Consider the following 19,582-nt stretch of genomic DNA (forward strand, 5'->3'; position numbering starts at 1 on the left):
CTGAAAACCGCTCTTAGGGTAGTCCTGAGGGTGTCACCGAAATGCGTGCTGTCTCTTATTTCGGCGACAAATTAATGCTCTTTTAGCCAGTCGAGAAAAAACTGACTAAATGCCGTGACCTGAAGCGGCTGTAATTTGCGTTGTGGGTAAACAAACTGCAGCCCGACGTCTTTGCGGTCGTAACGGCTAAACCCGGTGAAGCTGTCGGCAAACAGCACCATGAGCTTACCGCTCTCAACATCGTCTTTGACGTCCCACCACGATTTTCCTGCAATACCCGCGCCACTGAGCGCCCACTGACGAAGCAATGCTCCGTCGTCGCACACCATGGCAGGTTCTATACGAACGATGGTTTCTTCTCCCTCACTTTCAAAACGCCATTCGTTCATCACCACGCCCTGAGACTCAAGTGCTAGGCACCGGTGCTGGGCTAAATCGGCAAAGGTGGAGGGGGTACCGCGATCGCTAAGATATGCCCCGGAGGCGACCAGCACCCGATGATTCGGACGGATGTTTCTGACGACAAGGCTGCTGTCCGGCAGGTTGCCGAAGCGAATGCTCATATCCAGCCGGTTAGCGACCAGATCCTCAACATGTTCCCTTAGGTAGATGAAAAATTTCACTTCAGGATGGCATCGGGAAAATTCAATAATGGCGGGGCTAAGATACTGTCTGCCAAAGTCAGAGGGTGCAGAAAGGCGAATATTGCCGCTGAGTACACCTTCTTTTTGCGTCAGTAACGACTCGGCGTGATGCATCTCTTCCAGCACGCGAAGCGCGGCATGGTAAAACTCTTCGCCTGCACGGGTCAGCGTAATGGCGCGCGTAGAACGATGGAACAGGCGTGTCTGGTAACGCTCTTCAATCGCTTTTAACCTGGCCGTCATGGTGGCAGGGGAAAGCGACAGGCGTCGTCCGGCGGCGGAAAGACTACCCGCCTCGGCAATTTCAACCAGTAAGGCCATGTCTTCAAGTTTGCCCATTATTCATTTTTTCCGAAAAGTGCATCTGTTTTTGCTGTAATTATCAAAAGAAAGTGTGAGCTGTATAGTGATTTCATCCAAACCACTCGAGATGAAATCATGAACCGTACTTCACTTTTTGAACGTTACAGGCTAGGTGAGCTAAACCTCAAAAATCGTATCGTTATGGCGCCGATGACCCGTGCGCGTTCCCTTCAGCCAGGAAATATTCCGACCTCACTGATGGCTGAGTATTACCGACAGCGTACCAGCGCGGGATTGATCATTACGGAAGCCACGCAGATCTCGCCTCAGGGCCAGGGATACTCATGGACACCCGGCATCCATTCGCCGGAGCAGGTTTCAGGATGGCAACTCACGACGGGCGCTGTGCATCAGGCGGGTGGGGTGATTTTTTCTCAGCTCTGGCACGTCGGCCGGATGTCGCACGCCAGTTTTCACAAGGACGGTAAGCCCGTCGCCCCTTCAGCACTGGCGCCGGACGCCAAAGTGTGGGTGGTGAATGAACAGGGGGAAGGTCAAATGGTTGACTGCCCGCAGCCGAGAACGCTCTCGCGAAAGGACATTCACAGCATCATCGCGGATTACCGCCAGGCGGCACTGAATGCCGTTCAGGCCGGGTTTGACGGCGTAGAGGTTCACGGCGGAAACGGCTATCTGATCGACCAGTTCCTGCGTCAAACCTCCAACAAACGCACGGATGAGTATGGCGGCACGCTTGCTAACCGGATCCGCTTTGCCCAGGACGTGTTGAACGCGATTGCGGAGGCTATTGGTCCCGAGCGTACGGGCATCCGACTTTCACCGTTTATTACCCAACGTGGGATGAACGATCCGCAGGTGACGGAAGCCATACTCGCTCTCGCGGCCTGGTGTGAGCAAAAAGGGATCGCGTTCATCCACCTGGCGGAAGCTGACTGGGACGATGCGCCTCAGGTGCCTGATCATTTCCGTCAATCGCTTCGCGAGACGTTTAGCGGAACCCTTATCGTCGCAGGAAACTATGACCTTGATAAAGCGGAAAAAATACTTGCTGCCGGTTATGCCGATTTGATTGCGTTCGGACGGCCGTTTATTGCCAACCCGGATTTACCTCACCGGCTGGCGCACCAGTTGCCTCTGGCTCAGGTGCGAGACCCCGCCACGTTGTTTGGTGGCACTGCGACGGGATATACCGATTATCCAATATACAACCTGCAAGAGAATGATCTGCAGTTATCTAAATAACGTATCGAGAGAGATTATGAAATATTCAACATTTTTTTCCCCAGGCATAATGGCGCTTATTCTTGCTGGTACCACGGGAACCGCATTTTCGGCCCAGGTTGAACTGGTGAAGCCGGAACATCTTATTGTCGATAAAAGCCTGACGCAGACGCAATTAGCGGCGAATGAATATGTTGCCAGAGAGTATGCAACGTTCTGGAATACGGGGAAAGAGTCCCTGGCCCGTGATGCCCTGGCGATTAATTTTATTGATAAAACGCCTCCTGAAGGTCGCAAGCAAGGTCCCGAAGGCGCTATTTTAGCTTCCCGGGCATTTCGTACGGCCGTACCTGATTTACGCTGTGACGTTGAGCAAATGATTATTTCGGGTAGCCGTGTCGTATCCCATTTACATTTTCACGGCACATTCACCGGGACATTTGGCAAGCTAAAAGGAAAGGGGCAGAAAATAGATTTTATCGCCACGGATATTTATGAGATCGGTGACGGCAAAATTGTGGCTAACTGGCATATTGAGGACAACCTGACGCTGATGAAACAGCTGGGGGCGTTGTAAATTCATCACTCCGGGGTCTGCCCGGAGTGATGCGAAAATCCTATAAACCCAGATCGCTCAGAGAGGGGTGATCGTCCGGGCGTCTGCCCAGTGGCCAGTGGAACAGTCGCTCTGATTCGTTGATCGGCATATCGTTGATACAGGCAAAACGACGCTTCATGAGCCCATTCGGCTCAAACTCCCAGTTTTCATTGCCGTATGAACGGAACCAGTTGCCTGAATCATCATGCCATTCATAGGCGTAGCGAACCGCGATCCGGTTATCCGTAAATGCCCAGAGCTCTTTAATCAGGCGATAATCCAGCTCTTTTTTCCATTTCCGCTCCAGAAACGCCTGGGCCTCTTCACGGTTGGTGGCGAATTCCGCACGGTTGCGCCATTGGGTATCAAGTGAATAGGCCAGTGCGATTTTCGCCGGGTCGCGACTGTTCCAGCCATCTTCTGCCAGCCTGACTTTTTCGATAGCACTTTCACGCGTGAAGGGCGGTAAAGGAGGACGTGTGTTCATGGCGATTACCTCAGGATTATATTATGTAGACAGGTCTGTCTACTTGCGGTAATCTATGCCTGTGAAATAACGTTGTCAACATCCGTTTTGAGGCTACCGAAAAGTGAAAACAGACCCCGTAAGCAACGATACAAAAATCAGCGTCAGGGATAAGATATTACTGACGGCGCACGATCTGTTTTATTCCACAGGTTTCAGGGCGACGGGGGTGGATACGCTGATTAAAGCGTCGAAAGTGACAAAGGTGACTTTCTATCGCCATTTCCCGAGTAAAAGTTTACTTATTCTTGCCTATTTGCACTATCGGCATGAAATATGGATTAGCTGGTTTGAGTCCACGCTGCGTCGACATCTCGTCAAAGGTAAAAAACCTTCTGATGCGATATCTGAAACGCTTTACGAATGGTTTATTTCGTCCGATTTCCACGGCTGCGCGTTTATTAATGCCAGCGCAGAGGCAAAATCGGAAGATATTGAAAGCGAAATAAAAGAGATATGCCGCGATCATAAAATCGAAACAAAGAAAATCATTGCGCAGCTGACGGGCATGACGAATGAGAACGTCGCCAACGAAATCATGTTGCTCATTGACGGCGCAATTATCCATGCACAAATGGGCATGGATACGGATGATGTCATCCCTCCATTGAGGAGGGCATTAGCCGGGTTGATAGAGGGTTAATGAGACTTCCCCTTAACCCTCAACGCGGCGGCTGATGAACGTTTTCAGTATTTCTCCTGCACTATGAATATGTCGCATGACTTCAGCCCGTGCTTTCTCTGCATCCCGTTCCTTGCAGGCTGTAAGGATGCCAGCATGGTCATCCTGAAAAACTGGGGTTTCGGAAAGGAGCTTTCGCTGGAGATATTCATATCGCTCTATCTGATTGCGGGTATCATTAATCAACTTCAGCAGGCGTTGGTTTTTGCACCCACTGTAGATAAGATCGTGGAACTCCCGGTTTAGTGCGCCCTGCATTTCAAATTCAGTCGTTCTGGCGAGCAGCGTATGCGTCAGTTCTGCTCTCGCCAGCGTATTAGAATTCACCATTTTCGCGCTCTGAAAGACGGCTTCACCTTCCAGCAAGGCGCGTAGGGAGTAAATCTCATCCAGATCCTCAACGGATAGCGTTCTGACAACAGCGCCGCGATTCCTGAAAATTTCCACCAGCCCATCGCGTTCAAGCTGTCTGATCGCTTCTCTCATGGGAATTCGGCTGACAGAGAAATAACTGGCGAGATCCCTTTCAACAAGCCTTTCTCCATCACGCAGACGTCCGCTGTTGATCATCTTTCTTAATTCACTGGCGAGCACGTCCGGGGTCGAAAGGGCGTTCAGTTGCATACTGTTTCTCCTGAAAAGATGGAATAATGGTATACCATCTGCTAGCTTACGTCGAGTCAGGGGATGTGCGAACAAACATCGCGAGTAAAACCCATCGGGTATCATTATCGGGAGTATCAAGATGAGCCATCGTGAGCATCATTATCAGGTTAAGGTTGAGTGGAAAGGGAACAAAGGCCGTGGGACGGAAGCCTATAAAGCCTATGATCGGCTTTATGACATCACGGCGGGCGATAAATCTCCGATTGCAGGTTCATCAGACCCTGCATTTCTTGGTGATGCATCATGCTGGAATCCTGAAGATCTTCTTGTCGCGTCAGCCTCTGCCTGTCACAAATTATGGTATTTGCATCTTTGCGCTGAAGCGGGGATAAGCGTTTATACCTATATTGACCGGGCGGAAGGAACGATGCGCGAAGGAGAAAAGGGATGTTTCACCTCTATTGTGCTCAAGCCCGACATTACGCTTCGTCCTGGGGATGATATCGATCGCGCTGTGGCACTTCATCACCGCGCGCATGAGCTTTGCTTTATTGCTAACTCGCTGAATTTCCCTGTGACGTGCGAGCCAACAATACTGCATAGTCTATGAGCAATAACGCTAAGCGTTGAATAACCTTCACACCGGAAATGAGCAAATGGCCTATAACCGTACTTTCGCTCTCGATATAAGCTGGAAAACGCTGCTGAAAGACGCGGGGCTTGAGCCAGTACGCATTCTCCGCAGGGCAGGATTACCTGACGATCTCTTTTTGCAAAAAGCGCGCGGACTCGATACGCATGAATACATCCGCTTCTGGAGCGCGCTGGAGGCCGAAACGAACGATCCTGCCTTTCCCGTACCGCTCATTGAGTTGATCTCAGCGGATGTGTTTGATCCGCCACTTTTTGCCGCACTGTGTAGTAGCAATATGATGCAGGCTGTCCAGCGTCTGGCCAGATATAAACAGCTTATTGCACCCATGGTTCTGGAAACAACGGTGGAACAAAACGGCATACTTACCGTTTCACCGCGCTGGCTCTATGCGATAGCTATCCCGCCGTCTCTGCAGGTGGCAGAGCTGGGCTTCCTGCTCAAGCTTCTGCGGCTGGGGACCCGCGAACCGGTTAACCCCTTACAGGTCCGTGTCTCTGCACTGCCGTCAGCGGTTCAGAACAGCCACTTTTCCCATTTCTTTGGAACTGACGTGCAATATGGAGAACAGCCTGCCATCAGCTTTTCCTCGACCGATGCTCTTCGGCCGTTTTTAACGGCAAATGAGGGGATGTGGCAGGTATTTGAACCAGAACTTCAGCGTCGTCTCAGTCAGTTAAATGAACTGGCTTCAACCGCCGAGCGCGTACGTGCGGTACTCCTGGAACTTATTCCCGGTAACGAAGCGACTATTGAAAAAGCGGCGGAGCGTCTGGGAATGAGCAAACGCACGCTGCAACGCAGGCTTGAGCAGGAAGGGGGCAACTTTCGCAACCTTGTTAATGCTTGTCGTGAACACCTGGCCCGTCATTATCTTCGTAATACGCGTCTTTCCGGGTATGAGATCGCATTTTTGCTTGGCTTTGAAGATCCTAACTCATTCTATCGCGCATTTATGACCTGGACGGGCCAGACCCCTGAAGCGGCCAGGACAGCCATGCGTCTTGAGTAAGCAGGTGCATATTTATCGCTCGATGGCGCAGTTTGCGAGTCATATGGCGCGGTACGCTAGTTAACGTAGGGCCGAAGGAGGGCAAAATAACGACAGTCTACTCACCGAGGTATTTATGTTTACTCAGGACAAGAAAACCGCGCTGGTCACCGGTGCATCGTCAGGTATGGGCAAAGTCATCGCCCGTCGTCTTATTCAGGATGGCTATCAGGTTTACGCTGCTGCCCGTAGCGTTGAGAAAATGAACGATCTCGCCCAGCTTGGTGCGCGCGCTCTGCGGATGGATATCTCGCGTGATGAAGACATTTTGGCTGCAGTAGATACCATCGTGTCGCAGACAGGTGGGGTTGACGTACTGGTCAACAATGCGGGTTTTGGGCTCTATGGACCGGTAGAAGAGATCGGTATTGATGAAGCTCGCTATCAGTTTGAGGTGAACGTGTTTGGAGCGGCCCGCCTTACGCAACTGCTGCTCCCGGCCATGCGCGCCAGACGCCGTGGTTACATTATCAATATCACTTCGATAGGAGGGAAAATTTACACCCCCCTGGGAGCCTGGTATCACGCAACGAAACATGCGCTCGAAGGATGGTCTGACTGTCTGCGTCTTGAAGTGGCTGAATATGGAATTAAGGTTGTGATTGTTGAACCGGGTTTAATCGAGACAGGCTTTGGTGAAGTGGTCAGCGGCAGTATTGTCAAACGTTCAGCTAGTGGCCCTTATGGTCATCTGGTGAGGAAGGTGGCGAACTCGGTCAAAAATGCTTACGGGAATGGCAGAGGCAGCGACCCGAAGGTGATTGCGGACGTGGTTGCCCGCGCCGTTAACAGTCCTCATCCGCGTACACGTTATGCTGCCGGCAAGTATGCAAAGATGCTCATCCGCATGCGCGTCTGGTTGGGTGACCGTCTGTTCGATCGCGTTATTCTTAGCCAGACCCGATGATCCAAGCGCCGAGGATAAAAAACCTCGGCCTCCGTATGCGCCGCTATACAATGCTGTAAACACCGGCTCCCCAGTATCCCTTACCCGGGCGAGTCTGTTCTTTCCAGCCCAATGCGATCAGTTCTTTTGCAATAAACCGGTTCATGATCCCATGTCCCATGAACAAAACGGGTCCGTCGGAGCCCTTAGCCGCCGTCACGAGGAGCTCTGCCGCCTTAACGGCACGACTTTTTGCCATTCTTACGCACTCTACCTCTCCAGACAGGCCACAGAGCCAAAGTACTCGAAATAACGCTGCCCAGTAAAAAGGCGATAACCGCAACCCCGGGATACGGAATACCGGTAGCTCCGCCTCCCGAAACACGTCATCAATGAAGCCGGGTTCACACCCCAGTGTTTTTAGCGATGAGAGGGCTCTCGGAAGCGGACTGCTGATGAAGGTGAGTGCGCGATAAATCAGCACTTTACTGATTTCCGGTGGCATATCGCGGCCCGTAGAAGAGAGATTATAGTTGTCGATCCACTCCGGCATTTCCCTGCACGACACTTTTGGCGCGCCTGCGTATTGGGGCTTTCCATGTCGCATCAAAATAATTTCCATAAAAATCTTATCGTCTGTCATCCACTCGTCGCAGGCAGACTAGCGCGTTCTGGCGAAAATGTTCTACCACTTGTTTTAGTGGGGAGTACGCGTTCTATATAACGAGCAGGGGGAAGGCATCTATCCGGGCTACATCATTAGTCATTCGAAGTATGGTTTTAACCAACTGAAATATAAATGATATAAAAAAAATCATCACACAAACTTGGACAAATAACTACAATTGTGTAAGTTTTAATTATGCGATTACGCCACGTTATATACAGCCGGGATGTGACCCATGAGCACGTTGCACACTGTCGTGAGTCGTTTTGTGAATTACTACACCGCACTGGATAGCCAGCCACCCTCTGCGCTGGCTGAGCTTTATCATTCAAATGCCACGCTTATCGATCCGTTCGGCGAGCATCAGGGGATTTTTGCACTTCAGCGCTATTTCACCCATCTGCTGGCCAATGTCGAAGATTGCCGTTTCACTATCGATCCGCCGCTGTGCAGCGAAAGCTGCTTTGCTGTCACCTGGGTAATGCACTGGTCGCATCCGCGCATTGCGGGTGGAGAGCCGCTCGAACTGCCGGGGTGTTCGGTAGTGGAGACGGAAAACCATCTCATCACGCGTCAACGTGATTACTACGATGCGGGAGAGATGCTCTACGAACACCTTCCTCTACTTGGCTGGGCGGTACGCGGCGTGAAGCGGAGGGTGAAATCATGAAGACGGTGCTCATTACTGGCGCAAGCTCGGGTATTGGCGCCGGGCTGGCGAAATCATTTGCCGCTGACGGCTACCACGTGATTGCCTGCGGGCGCGACCCTGCACGTCTTGAAGCCCTGCACCAGAGTTGCCCCAATCTTACCGTTCGCCTGTTCGATATGACAGACAGGGACGCCTGTCGCCAGGCCCTGACCGGCAGCTATGCCGATTTGATCATTCTTTGCGCCGGTACCTGCGAATACCTCGATCATGGCGAGGTAGATGCGGCGCTGGTGGAACGCGTTATGGCGACAAACTTCCTCGGCCCGGTGAATTGCCTTGAGATGCTGCAGTCGCAGATGGCTGTTGGCAACCGTGTGGTGCTGGTGAGCTCGATGGCCCACTGGCTTCCATTTCCACGCGCGGAGGCCTACGGCGCGTCCAAAGCGGCGCTGAGCTGGTTTGCCGAGAGCTTGCGCCTTGACTGGGAGCCAAAAGGGATTGCTGTCACGGTTGTTTCTCCGGGTTTTGTTGACACGCCTCTGACGCGCAAAAATGATTTTGTCATGCCTGGCCGGGTGACTGTCGACGACGCGGTTAAGGCGATCCGCACCGGGCTGGCGGCAGGAAAAATGCATATCGCGTTTCCTGACGGTTTCGGCCTGATTATGCGATTACTCTCCGGACTGCCTGCGTTTCTTCAGCGTGCGCTGCTGCGCAGGATGGTGCGTTCATGAACATTGCGATTATCGGCAGCGGCATCGCCGGCCTGACCTGCGCCTGGCGCCTGGCCGGGCACCATCGGGTGACGCTGTTTGAAGCGGGAGCCACGCCCGGCGGCCATACCGCAACGGTTGACGTGACGACACCTCAGGGCACATACGCGATCGATACCGGGTTTATCGTCTACAACGACCGCACCTACCCGCGGTTTATGGGGCTACTCAGCGAGCTGGGCATCAGCGGGCAAAAAACGCAGATGAGCTTTTCGGTGCACAATCCCGCGACGGGGCTGGAGTACAACGGACACACCCTGACATCGCTGTTTGCCCAGCGTCGAAATCTGGCGAATCCGACGTTCTGGCGGCTGCTCGGGGAGATAGTCCGCTTCAATCGGCTGGCGAAAGAGACGCTGGCTGGGGAGGTGAACCCGAATGCCACGCTACAAACGTTTCTGGAGCAGCACGGCTTCACGCCGTTTTTTGCGCGCCACTACATTCTGCCGATGGGGGCCGCCATCTGGTCATCGTCGTTGCAGGAGATGAAGCGTTTCCCCTTGCCGCTCTTTTTACGCTTCTTTCACCATCATGGCCTGCTGGATATCACCCATCGCCCGCAGTGGTACGTGGTACCCGGCGGCTCGCGGGAGTATATCCGCGCCATGCTGGACAAATTGGGCAACCGCATGACGCTACACCTCAACGTGCCGGTGCAGCGGGTGAGCCGACACGCTCGCGGGGTTACGCTTCAGCTTGAAAACGGCAGCCATACCTTCGACCAGGTCATTTTTGCCTGCCACTCCGACAGTGCCCTGGCGATGCTTGATGACCCCACGCCCGCAGAGCGCGAGGTGCTGGGCGATATCGGCTGGCAGCGCAACGAGGTCGTTTTACACGGCGATCCGCGCTGGCTGCCGGTGCGGCAGCGGGCATGGGCCAGCTGGAACTACCGCCTGAGCGAACACGAGCAGGCCAGCGCCTGTGTTACCTACAACATGAATATTTTGCAGGGGTTGCCTGTGGGTAGCCCGCTGTTCTGCGTCACCCTGAACCCGGACACGCCGGTGGATGAACGCTTCGTTCTGCAACGTTTTGTTTATGAACATCCGCTTTTTAACCCGAAAAGTTGGCGGGCACAGGCGCGGCGGGGCGAGATCAACGGCCACCAGAGAAGCTGGTTTTGCGGGGCCTACTGGTACAACGGTTTTCATGAAGATGGCGTGCGCAGCGCGCTGGACGTGGTCAATGCGATAGCGTCCGGAGAGGGGAACTGAGATGAACAGCTGCCTCTATCATGGCGTACTGCGCCACCGTCGCCTTCAGCCGAAAACCCATGAATTTCGCTACAGCGTCTTTATGGCCTGGCTGGATCTGGATGAACTGCCGCTGCTGGCCTCCATCGGCGTGCGGCGCAATCGCTTTGCCGCCGCCGCGTTTTATGACGCGGACTATCCGCTCGGCTTGCCGCTCAAAGAGAACGTGCTGAACAGGCTGGAAAGCCTGACCAGAGAACGCCCGGACGGGCGGGTGATGCTTCTGACACAGTTGCGCTATTTCGGCTTTCATTTCAATCCGGTCAACTTTTACTACTGCTACGACGGGAAGGGAATGCTGCGCTGGGTGCTGGCGGAGGTTCGCAACATGCCGTGGAATGAACGTCATTACTATGCCGTTAACGGACAAAATGCGCAGCCCACCGAAAAAGCGTTTCACGTTTCCCCCTTCAACCCGATGGACATGGTCTATCACTGGCGCTTTAACGACCCGGATAACACGCTGCATATGCACATTGAAAATCATCAGGAAGGGAAAGTTTTCGATGCCACGCTGGCGCTACGCCGGGCGCCTCTGACACGCCCGGCACTGCGCTCACTGCTATTGCGCATCCCGCTCATGACCCTGAAAACCGTTTTCGCCATTTACTGGCAGGCGCTGCGCCTGTGGCTCAAGCGTGTGCCGCTGTATAACCATCCCGTCAGCAGGAGTGAACGCTCATGACCGATCCTGTCTTTGCGCTTGAACCCGATATCCCGCGCAACGTCCGCATCGCGCGCTGGCTGCTTTTTCGTTTGCTAAGCGGTATTCGCGGCGGCTCGCTGACGCTGCGCGAAGGGGCACAAACTTTCCATTTTGGCGAGACATCCTCCGCGCTGCATGCGGATGTGCAAATCCTTTCTCCCGGCGTCTACTGGCGTGTCTTAACCGGCGGAAGCCTTGCCGCGGCAGAAGCCTGGATGGACGGCGAATGGGAAACCACGCAACTCACGCCGCTTCTCGAGCTGTTGGCGCTTAACGGCGAGGTACTTGGCCGTCTGGAGAAAGGATTCCGTTTTCTCGGTAAGCCTCTGGAGCGCTTACGTCACTGGACTCGGCGTAACTCCCGCGCGCAGGCACGTGAAAATATTGCCGCCCATTACGATCTGGGCAACACCTTTTATGCCCATTTTCTGGATAAGGAGCTGCTCTATTCCAGCGCGCTGTTTACCGCGGACGAGCAGGATCTGACGGCGGCGCAGCAGGCAAAAATGGCGCGTTTGTGCGAACAACTGGCACTGAGCGAAACCGATCACCTGCTGGAAATTGGCACGGGCTGGGGTGCGATGGCGGAATACGCCGCGCGTCACTACGGCTGTCGGGTAACCACTACCACGTTGTCGAAAGAGCAATATCTCTGGGCGACGGAGCGGATCGCCCGCGCGGGATTGCAGGATCGCGTCGAGGTACTGCTTTGCGATTACCGTGACCTTACCGGGCAGTATGACAAGCTGGTCTCAATAGAGATGATTGAAGCCGTAGGGCAGCGCTACTTGCCAGTGTTCTTCCGTACCTGCCAGGCGCGGCTGCGTCCGGGAGGTCGCATGGCAATTCAGGCCATTACCATTCAGGATCAGCGCTATCGCGACTACAGCAAAAGCGTCGATTTTATTCAGCGCTATATTTTTCCCGGCGGCTTCTTGCCAAGCATTACCGCGATGAATGAGCTGATGACACGCCACACCGATTTCGTGGTGCGTAATCTCTTCGACATGGGGCCTGACTACGCCCGCACGCTGGCCCACTGGCGGCAGCGCTTTATCCATACCTGGCAGGAGATTGAAAAACTCGGGTTCGATGAGCGTTTTCGCAGGATGTGGCTTTACTACTTTGGCTACTGCGAAGCCGGGTTTAACGCCCGCACCATTAGCGTAGTGCAGTTGACCGCTGAGCGCGTATGAAACGATACATTCAGGTCTTCCTGCTGGCCATAGCGTTCGATCTTTACTGGGCGCTGGTGGTGCTTTTTCGAGAACAGGGCCTGATTATCTGGCTCGCGCTGGCGATCCTTGCCTGTCTGTTGTTGCCGTCAGCATACCGTCTGTACGCAATTGGTCTGGCCGCAGCGGGCTGCCTGCTGGATGCGCTCTGGGTGTTAACGGGGCTGATTTCCTTCAGGAGCGAGTCCCTGATACCGCTATGGATGGTGGCATTGTGGCTGATGTTCGCCACCGTCTGGACACAGCTTACGCTCACTACGACCTTACCCGGCTGGCTGCTGACTCTGCTGCCAGCCGCAGGAGGACCGGTGGCGTACCTGATTGGCGAGCGACTGGGGGCCATCACGTTTCTGGAGCCGACCTTTATCGTCGTCAGTTGGATGGTGCCGGGCTGGCTGGTGTTGATGCTGTTTTTCCACCTGCTGCTTGGGAGACAAAAATGAGGTCTGCCGTTTTGCTTATCTGGCTGATGACCATATCCCCTCTGGTTCAGGCGGCCGACTGGCTGGCCTGGCGTAAGGTAGGGGATGCCACGCTGACGTGGGGACCGTTCACCGTCTATACCTCTCAGCTGCGCACTCCCGATGGTCGATACAGCCGGGAAAATCAGGATCAGGCGCTAATTATTACCTATGCGCGCGATATCGATCGCGATGAGCTGGTTGAAGCGACCCGCGACCAGTGGAAGGCTCAGGGGATCCTGGCGCAGGAACCGCAAAGCGAAGCCTGGCTGCGTATGCTTCAGTCACTGTGGCCGGATGTCAGACCGGGTTCGCAACTGGCATTTGTCCTCAATGATAAGCAGGGGCAGTTCTGGTATCGCGAGCCCACTTCCCAGAAAAGTTTTATTCCCCTGGGACCACGCCAGTCAGAAGCATTCAGTACTCGCTTTCTGGCGATCTGGCTTGGCCCACGCACGCAGTATCCAGACCTGCGTCAGCAGTTAATCGGAGGCCAAAAATGAAACGTATCCTGATGATGGCGCTGGCATTCTTGATGCTGCTGGCCGGCTGTAGCACCGACGTGACCGAGTATCGCCAGCAGCAGCCACGGCTCGATATCTTCCACTATTTCCAGGGCAAAACCGAAGCGTGGGGGATGGTGCAGGATCGCAGCGGCAAGCAGATCCGCCGTTTTCATGTGGAGATTACCGGGGACGTTATCGGCGATACGCTGACGCTCAATGAACACTTTGTTTATGACGACGGTGAAAAGCAGCAGCGGGTCTGGCATATCCGCCGCGTGGGGAACGATCGCTACGAGGGAACGGCAGGGGACATTGAAGGGGTCGCCACCGGGCAGGCAGCAGGCAACGCCTTTAACTGGCATTACAGCATGAATGTGAAGGCTAACGGCAGTACCTGGCTGCTCAAGTTTGACGACTGGATGTACCTGCAGGATGAGACACATCTGTTCAACAAAACCGAGATGAAGAAGCTGGGCGTCACCGTCGCCACGGTGACGCTGTTCTTTAACCGGAAGGGTGAGTGATTCGCCGTTATGCGAGCTCTTTGCGAATAATCTCCGCCCCGGCGCTCAGGGCCTTCAGTTTACCGTTGGCAACCTGACGGGAAAGAGGAGCCATACCGCAGTTGGTTGACGGGTAAAGCTTATCGGCATCAACAAACTGCAGGGCTTTACGCAGCGTATCGGCCACTTCTTCTGGCGTTTCGACGCTGTTAGTGGCGACATCAATCGCGCCAACCATCACTTTTTTACCGCGAATCAGCTCCAGCAGATCCATCGGTACGCGGGAGTTGTGGCACTCCAGGGAGATAATGTCGATGGTAGAGGTCTGCAGTTTAGGGAAGGCCTCTTCGTACTGGCGCCACTCCGAGCCGAGCGTCTTTTTCCAGTCAGTGTTGGCTTTAATACCGTACCCGTAGCAGATATGTACCGCCGTTTCACATTTCAGGCCTTCAACGGCGCGTTCCAGCGCGGCGATGCCCCAGTCGTTGACCTCATCAAAGAAGACGTTAAACGCTGGCTCATCAAACTGAATAATATCGACGCCAGCTGCTTCTAATTCTCTTGCTTCCTGATTCAGGATTTTGGCGAACTCCCAGGCCAGCTTTTCACGGCTTTTATAGTGCGCGTCGTAAAGGGTGTCGATCATGGTCATCGGCCCGGGCAGGGCCCATTTGATTGGCTTGTCCGTGAGCTGGCGTAGGTACTTCGCGTCATCCACGAATACCGGTTTCTGGCGCGCAACGGCAGAGACCACGGTCGGCACGCTGGCGTCATAGCGGTTACGAATGCGCACCGTCTGGCGGTTTTCAAAATCAACGCCGCTCAGGTGTTCAATAAAGGTGGTGACAAAGTGCTGGCGGGTTTGTTCACCGTCGCTGACGATATCAATACCCGCACGGATCTGCTCATCCAGAGATAAACGAAGTGCGTCCTGTTTCCCCGTGAGTAATTCCTGATCCTGTAATTTCCAGGGTGACCACAGCGTTTCAGGTTGAGCAAGCCAGGTCGGCTTAGGCAGGCTGCCAGCCGTAGAAGTCGGGAGCAATGTTTTCATAGTAAAAGACCTTTTTTGATGTATTAAAGCGTGTAGTTATCAGACCACTGCTCAAGAATGTGTTGGTAAGGCTTAATGAAGTATTCTTCGGTAAATCGACCCTGTTCAATCGCCAGACGGCTTCGCTCTTCGCGGTCATAAACAATTTTTGTTAATGAGTGATCCTGCTGGTTCAGATCCGGTCGATAGAAAAGTCCCGCCGCCGAGTTAGCGTTATAAATTTCCGGGCGATAGATTTTCTGGAACGTTTCCATCGTGCTGATGGTGCCGATCAGTTCCAGATCGGTGTAATCACTCAGCAAATCGCCGGTAAAAAAGAACGCAAAAGGTGCGACGCTGTTTTCAGGCATGAAATAGCGTACGTTCAGGCCCATTTTCGCGAAGTACTGTTCTGTTAAAGACTCGCCATCCGGCTGATACTCGATGCCGAGCACAGGGTGCTCGTTTCCCGTACGGCGGTAGGTATCTTTGCTGGAGACGCTCAGGCAAATTACAGGTGCCTTATTGAAGTTCTCTCTGTACTCCGATGAGTTCATAAAATGGCGGAAGATATTGCCATGCAGTTCGCCAAATTTTTCCGGAATGCTGAAGTGTTGCTGGTTCTTGTTGTGCTCGAGCAGCAGCAAGCTGAAATCATAATCCCGCACATACGACGAGAAGTTATTCCCGACAATGCCAGGGATACGCTGGTTGTTTTTCTTGTCGACAATGGTGGTCTGCAGTATCTCAATGGCCGGGAATGCTTTCTCAGCACCGATATTCATCTCAACTGAAATGATTTCAAGTTCGACCACATAGCGATCGGCATTTGGGTTATCCCAGCGCGCCAGGGCGTTAAAACGGTTGTTGATCATCACCAGCGTATTGCGCAGGTTTTCCTGACGCTTTTCCCCGCGCGCCAGGTTGGCAAAGTTGGTGGTCGTACGCGTATTTTCAGACGGGTTGTAATTCTCATCGAAGCAACTGCGCTTAAGGGTATATGTGAAAGCTTTGCTCATTGTGGTTATGCATCCTAAGTTCATGTTGCTAAGAAGTTACCGATGCATAATTTATGCCTGAGCCCGCGGCGCAGGGGAAGTGACTTAATTTCAATGCAACATGAGGGAAGTTCATGATGTAATGAATGAAACTCCCTTGTTTGAAGAAAAATCCGCTACTGGATAGTAGCGGATGGAATAGGATTATCAGTTAAGTGTTTGTAAAATAATGTTTTCTTTATCTATTTTATCCTTCATTTCGTAAAGTCTCTCTTCGTAAGATTTCCTGGCTGGAATTGAGTATATTTTGGCTATAACATCTTGACTTTCTATGGATAATTTAGTGAAAAGATTAGATCTGACGTGATCAAAGATCGAGAGATCATAGTCAGAAAAATATTTCTCGGAGCTTAAGAATTCATGGAGGAACATACAGTCTTCCGTGAACGCTTTACGCTTTGTATCCTCCATGCTTTCAATAACATCTGGAGAAAAATATGTACCATCGGGCGATGAAATAACCAGAGTTTCTACGAAATTGAGTATGGAGATCTCATTCTTAAAAGAATTATTAACTTTATTAGTTATTTTCCAAAGCATTTTTTGAGGTATAAGGTTATTTATCAAACCTATGATAATATTTCCGTTTACATAAGGTATTACGATAAAAAAATGATTTGTGTTAGGTTGATCAATGTAAATGCCTGGGCATGTGTGCATTGTACTAATTGCAACAGGAATTTGAAAGTCTGTTATGTATATAAATAACTGACTTTTTATTACTTCAAGATCAAATACCTGGAGTGTGTTTTTGGTGAGTGAGGTGTTAGTCAGCTTTGTTTTGTTGGATATTATTTCACTTAAAAAATAACCTTGTGTTACCTCAATTGTCTTGTGTGATGATTCTAATTTTTTATTTTTCTCAATGTTTGTTTTTACAAGGGTTTCTTTAATTTTGGTGAGTGCTATTTGGAATTTTTCTTCATCAATGATTTCATTTTTTTCCTCAAGCTCGCATCTTGTATCAGCAGCTATCTTTGCTATGGCGGTGTCTATGTCGAGATCTGGGTACAGAACTGAGCCAATTCCTAACGAATGAATTTCACTAGTAATCGTTCTATATATTTGAAGGTATACACCAAATAAATTCTCAATCTCGTGATCATCAATTTGTTTGAAAATATTATCATGTTCTTTGCAGAAACCATTAAATGCGGGTGTCTCATTAATTCCGGCTGGGAGAAATTTAGGGATCTTTTCGTCCTTGAATCTGGATGGAGAAAACTTAAGGACATGATTGTCTTTTGCTATGACACTCATTGAAATGGATTTGGAAATTACATGGGAAAAAATGTTAATATTCTTACAACCTGGAAAGTAGCATTTCCCTTTGTTTCGCTCGACTATTTTCTTTATTTTCTTATCATAATCATTTTTAGTGAACATATTAGTCCTTTATGAAAAGGGGAGTTAAAAACAGTAGTTATAAGATACTATATACCTTAACGATATCGTTGTGATTATAATACATGGATGAAGTACTTTACATAGTCTAATAATGCATTTTAACATCCTCGATAACTAGCACCGCGAGACCAATTCCCGCTATAATCCCCAAAATTTCCAATCGGTTTAGAAACGATCATGACAAAACTCACCTTACAAGAGCAGATGCTGAAAGCAGGCCTGGTCAGCAGCAAGAAAGCGGCGAAAGTGCAGCGCACGGCAAAGAAATCACGCGTTCAGGCGCGTGAAGCTCGGGAAGCGGTTGAAGAGAACAAGAAAGCGCAGATCGAGCGCGATAAACTGCTGAGCGAGCAGCAAAAACAGGCAGTACTGGCGAAAGAGTTTAAAGCCCAGGTGAAACAGTTGATTGAGATGAACCGCATCACTGTTTCAAGGGGCAACATTACCTTTAACTTCACCGACGGTAATCTGATCAAGAGAATCGAGGTTGATAAGCAGACTCAAACTCAGTTGATTAACGGTCGTCTGGCGATTGCCCGCCTGGTCATCAACGCCAGCGGCGACTGCGAATACGCAATTATCCCGGCGGTGGTGGCAGACAAAATTGCCCAGCGCGATGCCGACAGTATCGTATTAAACAGCGCGCTCAGCCAGGAAGAGCAGGACGAAGACGATCCGTACGCGGACTTCAAAATTCCGGACGATTTGATGTGGTAAATCCCCTTCAGAACGGGGCGGCGTGACGGGCGTTAACCGGCTCTCCGCTCACGGGATGAATAAAATTCAATTCGCAGGCATGCAGCATCAGCCGGGGCGCGTCTTCCGCTCCCGGCGCTTCGAGACCACCATACAGATCGCAGCCCAGAATCGGGTGCCCCAGCTGCTGGCAGTGAATGCGCAGCTGGTGGGTTCGCCCGGTCTCCGGGGTGAGTTTCACCCGTGTTAACGGCAGTCCCGTCTCCTGATAAAACCGTTCCACCACCCGATAGTGGGAGCGGGCGGGTTTACCGTTTTTCGCGCAGATCGACATCAATGGGAATAGCGCCGGATCTTTGGCAATCAGCGCATCAATTACACCTTCGTCATTTTCAACATGTCCGCAAAGCAGGGCGCTGTAGACTTTCTCCACGCTGCGCTGGCTGAACTGTTCGCACAGTGCGGCATTGATAGCTTTATTGCGCGCAACCACCATCAACCCTGAGGTACCAAAATCCAGGCGGTGTACCAGCGTGCAGCCAGGGAACGTCTGGACCAGACGATAATGGACAGAATCGAGGTTTTGCGGATTTTTGCCCGAGAGGCTGAGCAGACCGGAAGGTTTATTGATCAGCAGCAGATGTTCATCCTGCCAGAGGATCTCGATGTCGTCGTGACACGGTGGGGCAATAAAAGAATCGATAATCGCAGACATCAGGCCGCCCGGCTGGAGAGTGGGTGCGGATGATAACGAAATGCGGAGAAAAGAAAAACCCTCCCACCGGGCGGTGAGAGGGGAATATCTTAAGCAGCTACGAAACTGTCGATAGCGGATTTCGCATCGGTCTGCGCTTTGGTCGCCATTTCAGGACCGTAGGCAATACCTTCAGCGAACACGAAGTTCACATCAGTGATACCGATGAAGCCCAGGAAAACGGTCAGATATGGTGCAACCAGGTCGGTTGGGGTGTCTTTGTGGATACCGCCACGGCTGGTCAGTACGATCGCACGTTTACCTTTTACCAGGCCTTCAGGACCGTTCTCGGTGTAACGGAAGGTTACGCCAGCACGCGCCACCAGGTCGAAATAGTTCTTCAGCTGAGTTGGGATGTTGAAGTTGTACATTGGGGCGTTAATGACGATAACGTCGTGCGCCTGCAGCTCAGCAATCAGTTCGTCGGACAGGGCCAGAGCTTCCTGCTGACGTGGGCTCAGTGGTGCATCGCTTGGACGCAGCGCGCCAACCAGCTCGCCGTCCAGCACAGGAATTGGGTTTGCAGCCAGGTCACGCACGGTGATTTCGTCAGCAGAATGCTGTTCACGCCACTGTTCAACGAAGTAATCAGACAGCTGACCAGACTGAGAGTACCCTGCCAGAATACTGGATTTCAAAACTAATACTTTGCTCATGGGTGATTCCTGTTATTGCATTTGATTGA

General features: G+C 52.0%; 24 protein-coding genes. 15 read left to right on the top strand and 9 right to left on the bottom strand.

Annotated elements, in window-relative coordinates; all coding sequences use genetic code 11:
* Positions 1 to 71: 71 nt before the first annotated feature.
* Positions 72 to 983 (bottom strand): LysR family transcriptional regulator, encoded by a 912-nt coding sequence (locus AAHF05_RS10495; RefSeq protein WP_129324805.1) that lies wholly within the window; start codon positions 981 to 983, stop codon positions 72 to 74.
* Positions 984 to 1,082: 99 nt separating this feature from the next.
* Between AAHF05_RS10495 and AAHF05_RS10500 the strand changes: the two genes are divergently transcribed.
* Both AAHF05_RS10500 and AAHF05_RS10505 read left to right on the top strand, forming a co-directional pair.
* Positions 1,083 to 2,210, top strand: a complete 1,128-nt coding sequence (locus AAHF05_RS10500; RefSeq protein ID WP_129324804.1) for an alkene reductase — start codon at positions 1,083 to 1,085, stop codon at positions 2,208 to 2,210.
* A gap of 49 nt (positions 2,211 to 2,259) precedes the next feature.
* Positions 2,260 to 2,766, top strand: a complete 507-nt coding sequence (locus AAHF05_RS10505) for an ester cyclase (RefSeq protein ID WP_374936459.1) — start codon at positions 2,260 to 2,262, stop codon at positions 2,764 to 2,766.
* Positions 2,767 to 2,806: 40 nt separating this feature from the next.
* Here AAHF05_RS10505 and AAHF05_RS10510 read toward each other — a convergent pair whose 3' ends face one another.
* Positions 2,807 to 3,274, bottom strand: a complete 468-nt coding sequence (locus tag AAHF05_RS10510; protein ID WP_129324802.1) for a nuclear transport factor 2 family protein — start codon at positions 3,272 to 3,274, stop codon at positions 2,807 to 2,809.
* Between the two features lie 103 nt (positions 3,275 to 3,377).
* On the opposite strand from AAHF05_RS10510, the gene AAHF05_RS10515 reads away from it, so the two are divergent.
* A complete protein-coding gene (locus AAHF05_RS10515; RefSeq protein ID WP_129324801.1) occupies positions 3,378 to 3,956 on the top strand; it encodes a TetR/AcrR family transcriptional regulator in 579 nt (192 codons plus the stop codon).
* 12 nt (positions 3,957 to 3,968) lie between these two features.
* Here the strand turns inward: AAHF05_RS10515 and AAHF05_RS10520 are convergent, their stop codons facing one another.
* A complete protein-coding gene (locus AAHF05_RS10520) occupies positions 3,969 to 4,619 on the bottom strand; it encodes a GntR family transcriptional regulator (RefSeq protein ID WP_129324800.1) in 651 nt (216 codons plus the stop codon).
* A 121-nt stretch (positions 4,620 to 4,740) separates the two neighbouring features.
* Between AAHF05_RS10520 and AAHF05_RS10525 the strand changes: the two genes are divergently transcribed.
* The 3 genes from AAHF05_RS10525 (at position 4,741) to AAHF05_RS10535 (ending at position 7,211) form a co-directional block, all read left to right on the top strand.
* Complete coding sequence (locus AAHF05_RS10525; RefSeq protein ID WP_332614797.1) at positions 4,741 to 5,211, top strand: OsmC family protein; 471 nt, start codon at positions 4,741 to 4,743, stop codon at positions 5,209 to 5,211.
* A 46-nt stretch (positions 5,212 to 5,257) separates the two neighbouring features.
* Positions 5,258 to 6,265, top strand: a complete 1,008-nt coding sequence (locus tag AAHF05_RS10530; protein WP_129324798.1) for an AraC family transcriptional regulator — start codon at positions 5,258 to 5,260, stop codon at positions 6,263 to 6,265.
* Between the two features lie 115 nt (positions 6,266 to 6,380).
* Positions 6,381 to 7,211: an oxidoreductase gene (locus AAHF05_RS10535; RefSeq protein ID WP_129324797.1), complete on the top strand. Its 831-nt coding sequence runs from the start codon at positions 6,381 to 6,383 to the stop codon at positions 7,209 to 7,211.
* A gap of 43 nt (positions 7,212 to 7,254) precedes the next feature.
* On the opposite strand, the gene AAHF05_RS10540 is transcribed toward AAHF05_RS10535, so the two are convergent.
* The gene (locus AAHF05_RS10540) at positions 7,255 to 7,833 is read right to left on the bottom strand and encodes a histidine phosphatase family protein (RefSeq protein WP_241697893.1); all 579 of its coding nucleotides are present in this window, start codon (positions 7,831 to 7,833) and stop codon (positions 7,255 to 7,257) included.
* A gap of 259 nt (positions 7,834 to 8,092) precedes the next feature.
* Between AAHF05_RS10540 and AAHF05_RS10545 the strand changes: the two genes are divergently transcribed.
* The 8 genes from AAHF05_RS10545 to AAHF05_RS10580 are packed head-to-tail and all read left to right on the top strand — an operon-like array spanning position 8,093 to position 13,970.
* The gene (locus AAHF05_RS10545; protein WP_028017499.1) at positions 8,093 to 8,527 is read left to right on the top strand and encodes a nuclear transport factor 2 family protein; all 435 of its coding nucleotides are present in this window, start codon (positions 8,093 to 8,095) and stop codon (positions 8,525 to 8,527) included.
* Positions 8,524 to 9,243, top strand: coding sequence for an SDR family NAD(P)-dependent oxidoreductase (locus AAHF05_RS10550; protein ID WP_128348938.1), 720 nt, complete (start codon positions 8,524 to 8,526; stop codon positions 9,241 to 9,243). The genes AAHF05_RS10545 and AAHF05_RS10550 overlap by 4 nt, the downstream gene beginning before the upstream one ends.
* Positions 9,240 to 10,499, top strand: coding sequence for an NAD(P)/FAD-dependent oxidoreductase (locus AAHF05_RS10555; RefSeq protein WP_129324796.1), 1,260 nt, complete (start codon positions 9,240 to 9,242; stop codon positions 10,497 to 10,499). The genes AAHF05_RS10550 and AAHF05_RS10555 overlap by 4 nt, the downstream gene beginning before the upstream one ends.
* 1 nt (position 10,500) lies before the next feature.
* A complete protein-coding gene (locus AAHF05_RS10560) occupies positions 10,501 to 11,223 on the top strand; it encodes a DUF1365 domain-containing protein (RefSeq protein WP_374936460.1) in 723 nt (240 codons plus the stop codon).
* Entirely contained in the window at positions 11,220 to 12,440 is a 1,221-nt protein-coding gene (locus AAHF05_RS10565; RefSeq protein ID WP_129324794.1) for a cyclopropane-fatty-acyl-phospholipid synthase family protein, read from the top strand. The genes AAHF05_RS10560 and AAHF05_RS10565 overlap by 4 nt, the downstream gene beginning before the upstream one ends.
* Positions 12,437 to 12,922 carry a DUF2878 domain-containing protein gene (locus AAHF05_RS10570; RefSeq protein ID WP_129324793.1) on the top strand — a complete coding sequence of 162 codons (486 nt, stop codon included), beginning with the start codon at positions 12,437 to 12,439 and terminating at the stop codon, positions 12,920 to 12,922. Before AAHF05_RS10565 ends, AAHF05_RS10570 begins: the two co-directional genes overlap by 4 nt.
* Entirely contained in the window at positions 12,919 to 13,443 is a 525-nt protein-coding gene (locus AAHF05_RS10575) for a hypothetical protein (protein ID WP_129324792.1), read from the top strand. The genes AAHF05_RS10570 and AAHF05_RS10575 overlap by 4 nt, the downstream gene beginning before the upstream one ends.
* The gene (locus AAHF05_RS10580) at positions 13,440 to 13,970 is read left to right on the top strand and encodes a DUF3833 domain-containing protein (RefSeq protein WP_129324791.1); all 531 of its coding nucleotides are present in this window, start codon (positions 13,440 to 13,442) and stop codon (positions 13,968 to 13,970) included. Before AAHF05_RS10575 ends, AAHF05_RS10580 begins: the two co-directional genes overlap by 4 nt.
* 7 nt (positions 13,971 to 13,977) lie before the next feature.
* Here AAHF05_RS10580 and AAHF05_RS10585 read toward each other — a convergent pair whose 3' ends face one another.
* The 3 genes from AAHF05_RS10585 to AAHF05_RS10595 form a co-directional block, all read right to left on the bottom strand.
* Positions 13,978 to 15,003 carry a methionine synthase gene (locus tag AAHF05_RS10585; protein WP_129324790.1) on the bottom strand — a complete coding sequence of 342 codons (1,026 nt, stop codon included), beginning with the start codon at positions 15,001 to 15,003 and terminating at the stop codon, positions 13,978 to 13,980.
* A 23-nt stretch (positions 15,004 to 15,026) separates the two neighbouring features.
* Positions 15,027 to 16,001, bottom strand: coding sequence for a DUF1852 domain-containing protein (locus AAHF05_RS10590; protein WP_129324789.1), 975 nt, complete (start codon positions 15,999 to 16,001; stop codon positions 15,027 to 15,029).
* A gap of 186 nt (positions 16,002 to 16,187) precedes the next feature.
* Complete coding sequence (locus AAHF05_RS10595; RefSeq protein WP_129324788.1) at positions 16,188 to 17,426, bottom strand: hypothetical protein; 1,239 nt, start codon at positions 17,424 to 17,426, stop codon at positions 16,188 to 16,190.
* A 198-nt stretch (positions 17,427 to 17,624) separates the two neighbouring features.
* Between AAHF05_RS10595 and AAHF05_RS10600 the strand changes: the two genes are divergently transcribed.
* A complete protein-coding gene (locus AAHF05_RS10600; RefSeq protein WP_049006011.1) occupies positions 17,625 to 18,164 on the top strand; it encodes a DUF2058 domain-containing protein in 540 nt (179 codons plus the stop codon).
* Positions 18,165 to 18,171: 7 nt separating this feature from the next.
* On the opposite strand, the gene AAHF05_RS10605 is transcribed toward AAHF05_RS10600, so the two are convergent.
* Both AAHF05_RS10605 and azoR read right to left on the bottom strand, forming a co-directional pair.
* The gene (locus AAHF05_RS10605; RefSeq protein ID WP_129324787.1) at positions 18,172 to 18,858 is read right to left on the bottom strand and encodes an RluA family pseudouridine synthase; all 687 of its coding nucleotides are present in this window, start codon (positions 18,856 to 18,858) and stop codon (positions 18,172 to 18,174) included.
* An 89-nt stretch (positions 18,859 to 18,947) separates the two neighbouring features.
* Entirely contained in the window at positions 18,948 to 19,553 is a 606-nt protein-coding gene (azoR, locus tag AAHF05_RS10610; RefSeq protein WP_028017486.1) for an FMN-dependent NADH-azoreductase, read from the bottom strand.
* Between the last annotated feature and the right edge of the window lie 29 nt (positions 19,554 to 19,582).

It is taken from the genome of Enterobacter adelaidei, from assembly GCF_041937165.1.
Taxonomy (GTDB): domain Bacteria; phylum Pseudomonadota; class Gammaproteobacteria; order Enterobacterales; family Enterobacteriaceae; genus Enterobacter; species Enterobacter adelaidei.

Coding starts and splice junctions, on each gene's coding strand:
- AAHF05_RS10495 (WP_129324805.1), bottom strand. CDS start 983: ATGGGCAAACTTGAAGACATGGCCTTACTGGTTGAAATTGCCGAGGCG.
- AAHF05_RS10500 (WP_129324804.1), top strand. CDS start 1,083: ATGAACCGTACTTCACTTTTTGAACGTTACAGGCTAGGTGAGCTAAAC.
- AAHF05_RS10505 (WP_374936459.1), top strand. CDS start 2,260: ATGGCGCTTATTCTTGCTGGTACCACGGGAACCGCATTTTCGGCCCAG.
- AAHF05_RS10510 (WP_129324802.1), bottom strand. CDS start 3,274: ATGAACACACGTCCTCCTTTACCGCCCTTCACGCGTGAAAGTGCTATC.
- AAHF05_RS10520 (WP_129324800.1), bottom strand. CDS start 4,619: ATGCAACTGAACGCCCTTTCGACCCCGGACGTGCTCGCCAGTGAATTA.
- AAHF05_RS10525 (WP_332614797.1), top strand. CDS start 4,741: ATGAGCCATCGTGAGCATCATTATCAGGTTAAGGTTGAGTGGAAAGGG.
- AAHF05_RS10530 (WP_129324798.1), top strand. CDS start 5,258: ATGGCCTATAACCGTACTTTCGCTCTCGATATAAGCTGGAAAACGCTG.
- AAHF05_RS10535 (WP_129324797.1), top strand. CDS start 6,381: ATGTTTACTCAGGACAAGAAAACCGCGCTGGTCACCGGTGCATCGTCA.
- AAHF05_RS10540 (WP_241697893.1), bottom strand. CDS start 7,833: ATGACAGACGATAAGATTTTTATGGAAATTATTTTGATGCGACATGGA.
- AAHF05_RS10545 (WP_028017499.1), top strand. CDS start 8,093: ATGAGCACGTTGCACACTGTCGTGAGTCGTTTTGTGAATTACTACACC.
- AAHF05_RS10550 (WP_128348938.1), top strand. CDS start 8,524: ATGAAGACGGTGCTCATTACTGGCGCAAGCTCGGGTATTGGCGCCGGG.
- AAHF05_RS10555 (WP_129324796.1), top strand. CDS start 9,240: ATGAACATTGCGATTATCGGCAGCGGCATCGCCGGCCTGACCTGCGCC.
- AAHF05_RS10560 (WP_374936460.1), top strand. CDS start 10,501: ATGAACAGCTGCCTCTATCATGGCGTACTGCGCCACCGTCGCCTTCAG.
- AAHF05_RS10565 (WP_129324794.1), top strand. CDS start 11,220: ATGACCGATCCTGTCTTTGCGCTTGAACCCGATATCCCGCGCAACGTC.
- AAHF05_RS10570 (WP_129324793.1), top strand. CDS start 12,437: ATGAAACGATACATTCAGGTCTTCCTGCTGGCCATAGCGTTCGATCTT.
- AAHF05_RS10575 (WP_129324792.1), top strand. CDS start 12,919: ATGAGGTCTGCCGTTTTGCTTATCTGGCTGATGACCATATCCCCTCTG.
- AAHF05_RS10580 (WP_129324791.1), top strand. CDS start 13,440: ATGAAACGTATCCTGATGATGGCGCTGGCATTCTTGATGCTGCTGGCC.
- AAHF05_RS10585 (WP_129324790.1), bottom strand. CDS start 15,003: ATGAAAACATTGCTCCCGACTTCTACGGCTGGCAGCCTGCCTAAGCCG.
- AAHF05_RS10590 (WP_129324789.1), bottom strand. CDS start 16,001: ATGAGCAAAGCTTTCACATATACCCTTAAGCGCAGTTGCTTCGATGAG.
- AAHF05_RS10595 (WP_129324788.1), bottom strand. CDS start 17,426: ATGTTCACTAAAAATGATTATGATAAGAAAATAAAGAAAATAGTCGAG.
- AAHF05_RS10600 (WP_049006011.1), top strand. CDS start 17,625: ATGACAAAACTCACCTTACAAGAGCAGATGCTGAAAGCAGGCCTGGTC.
- AAHF05_RS10605 (WP_129324787.1), bottom strand. CDS start 18,858: ATGTCTGCGATTATCGATTCTTTTATTGCCCCACCGTGTCACGACGAC.
- azoR (WP_028017486.1), bottom strand. CDS start 19,553: ATGAGCAAAGTATTAGTTTTGAAATCCAGTATTCTGGCAGGGTACTCT.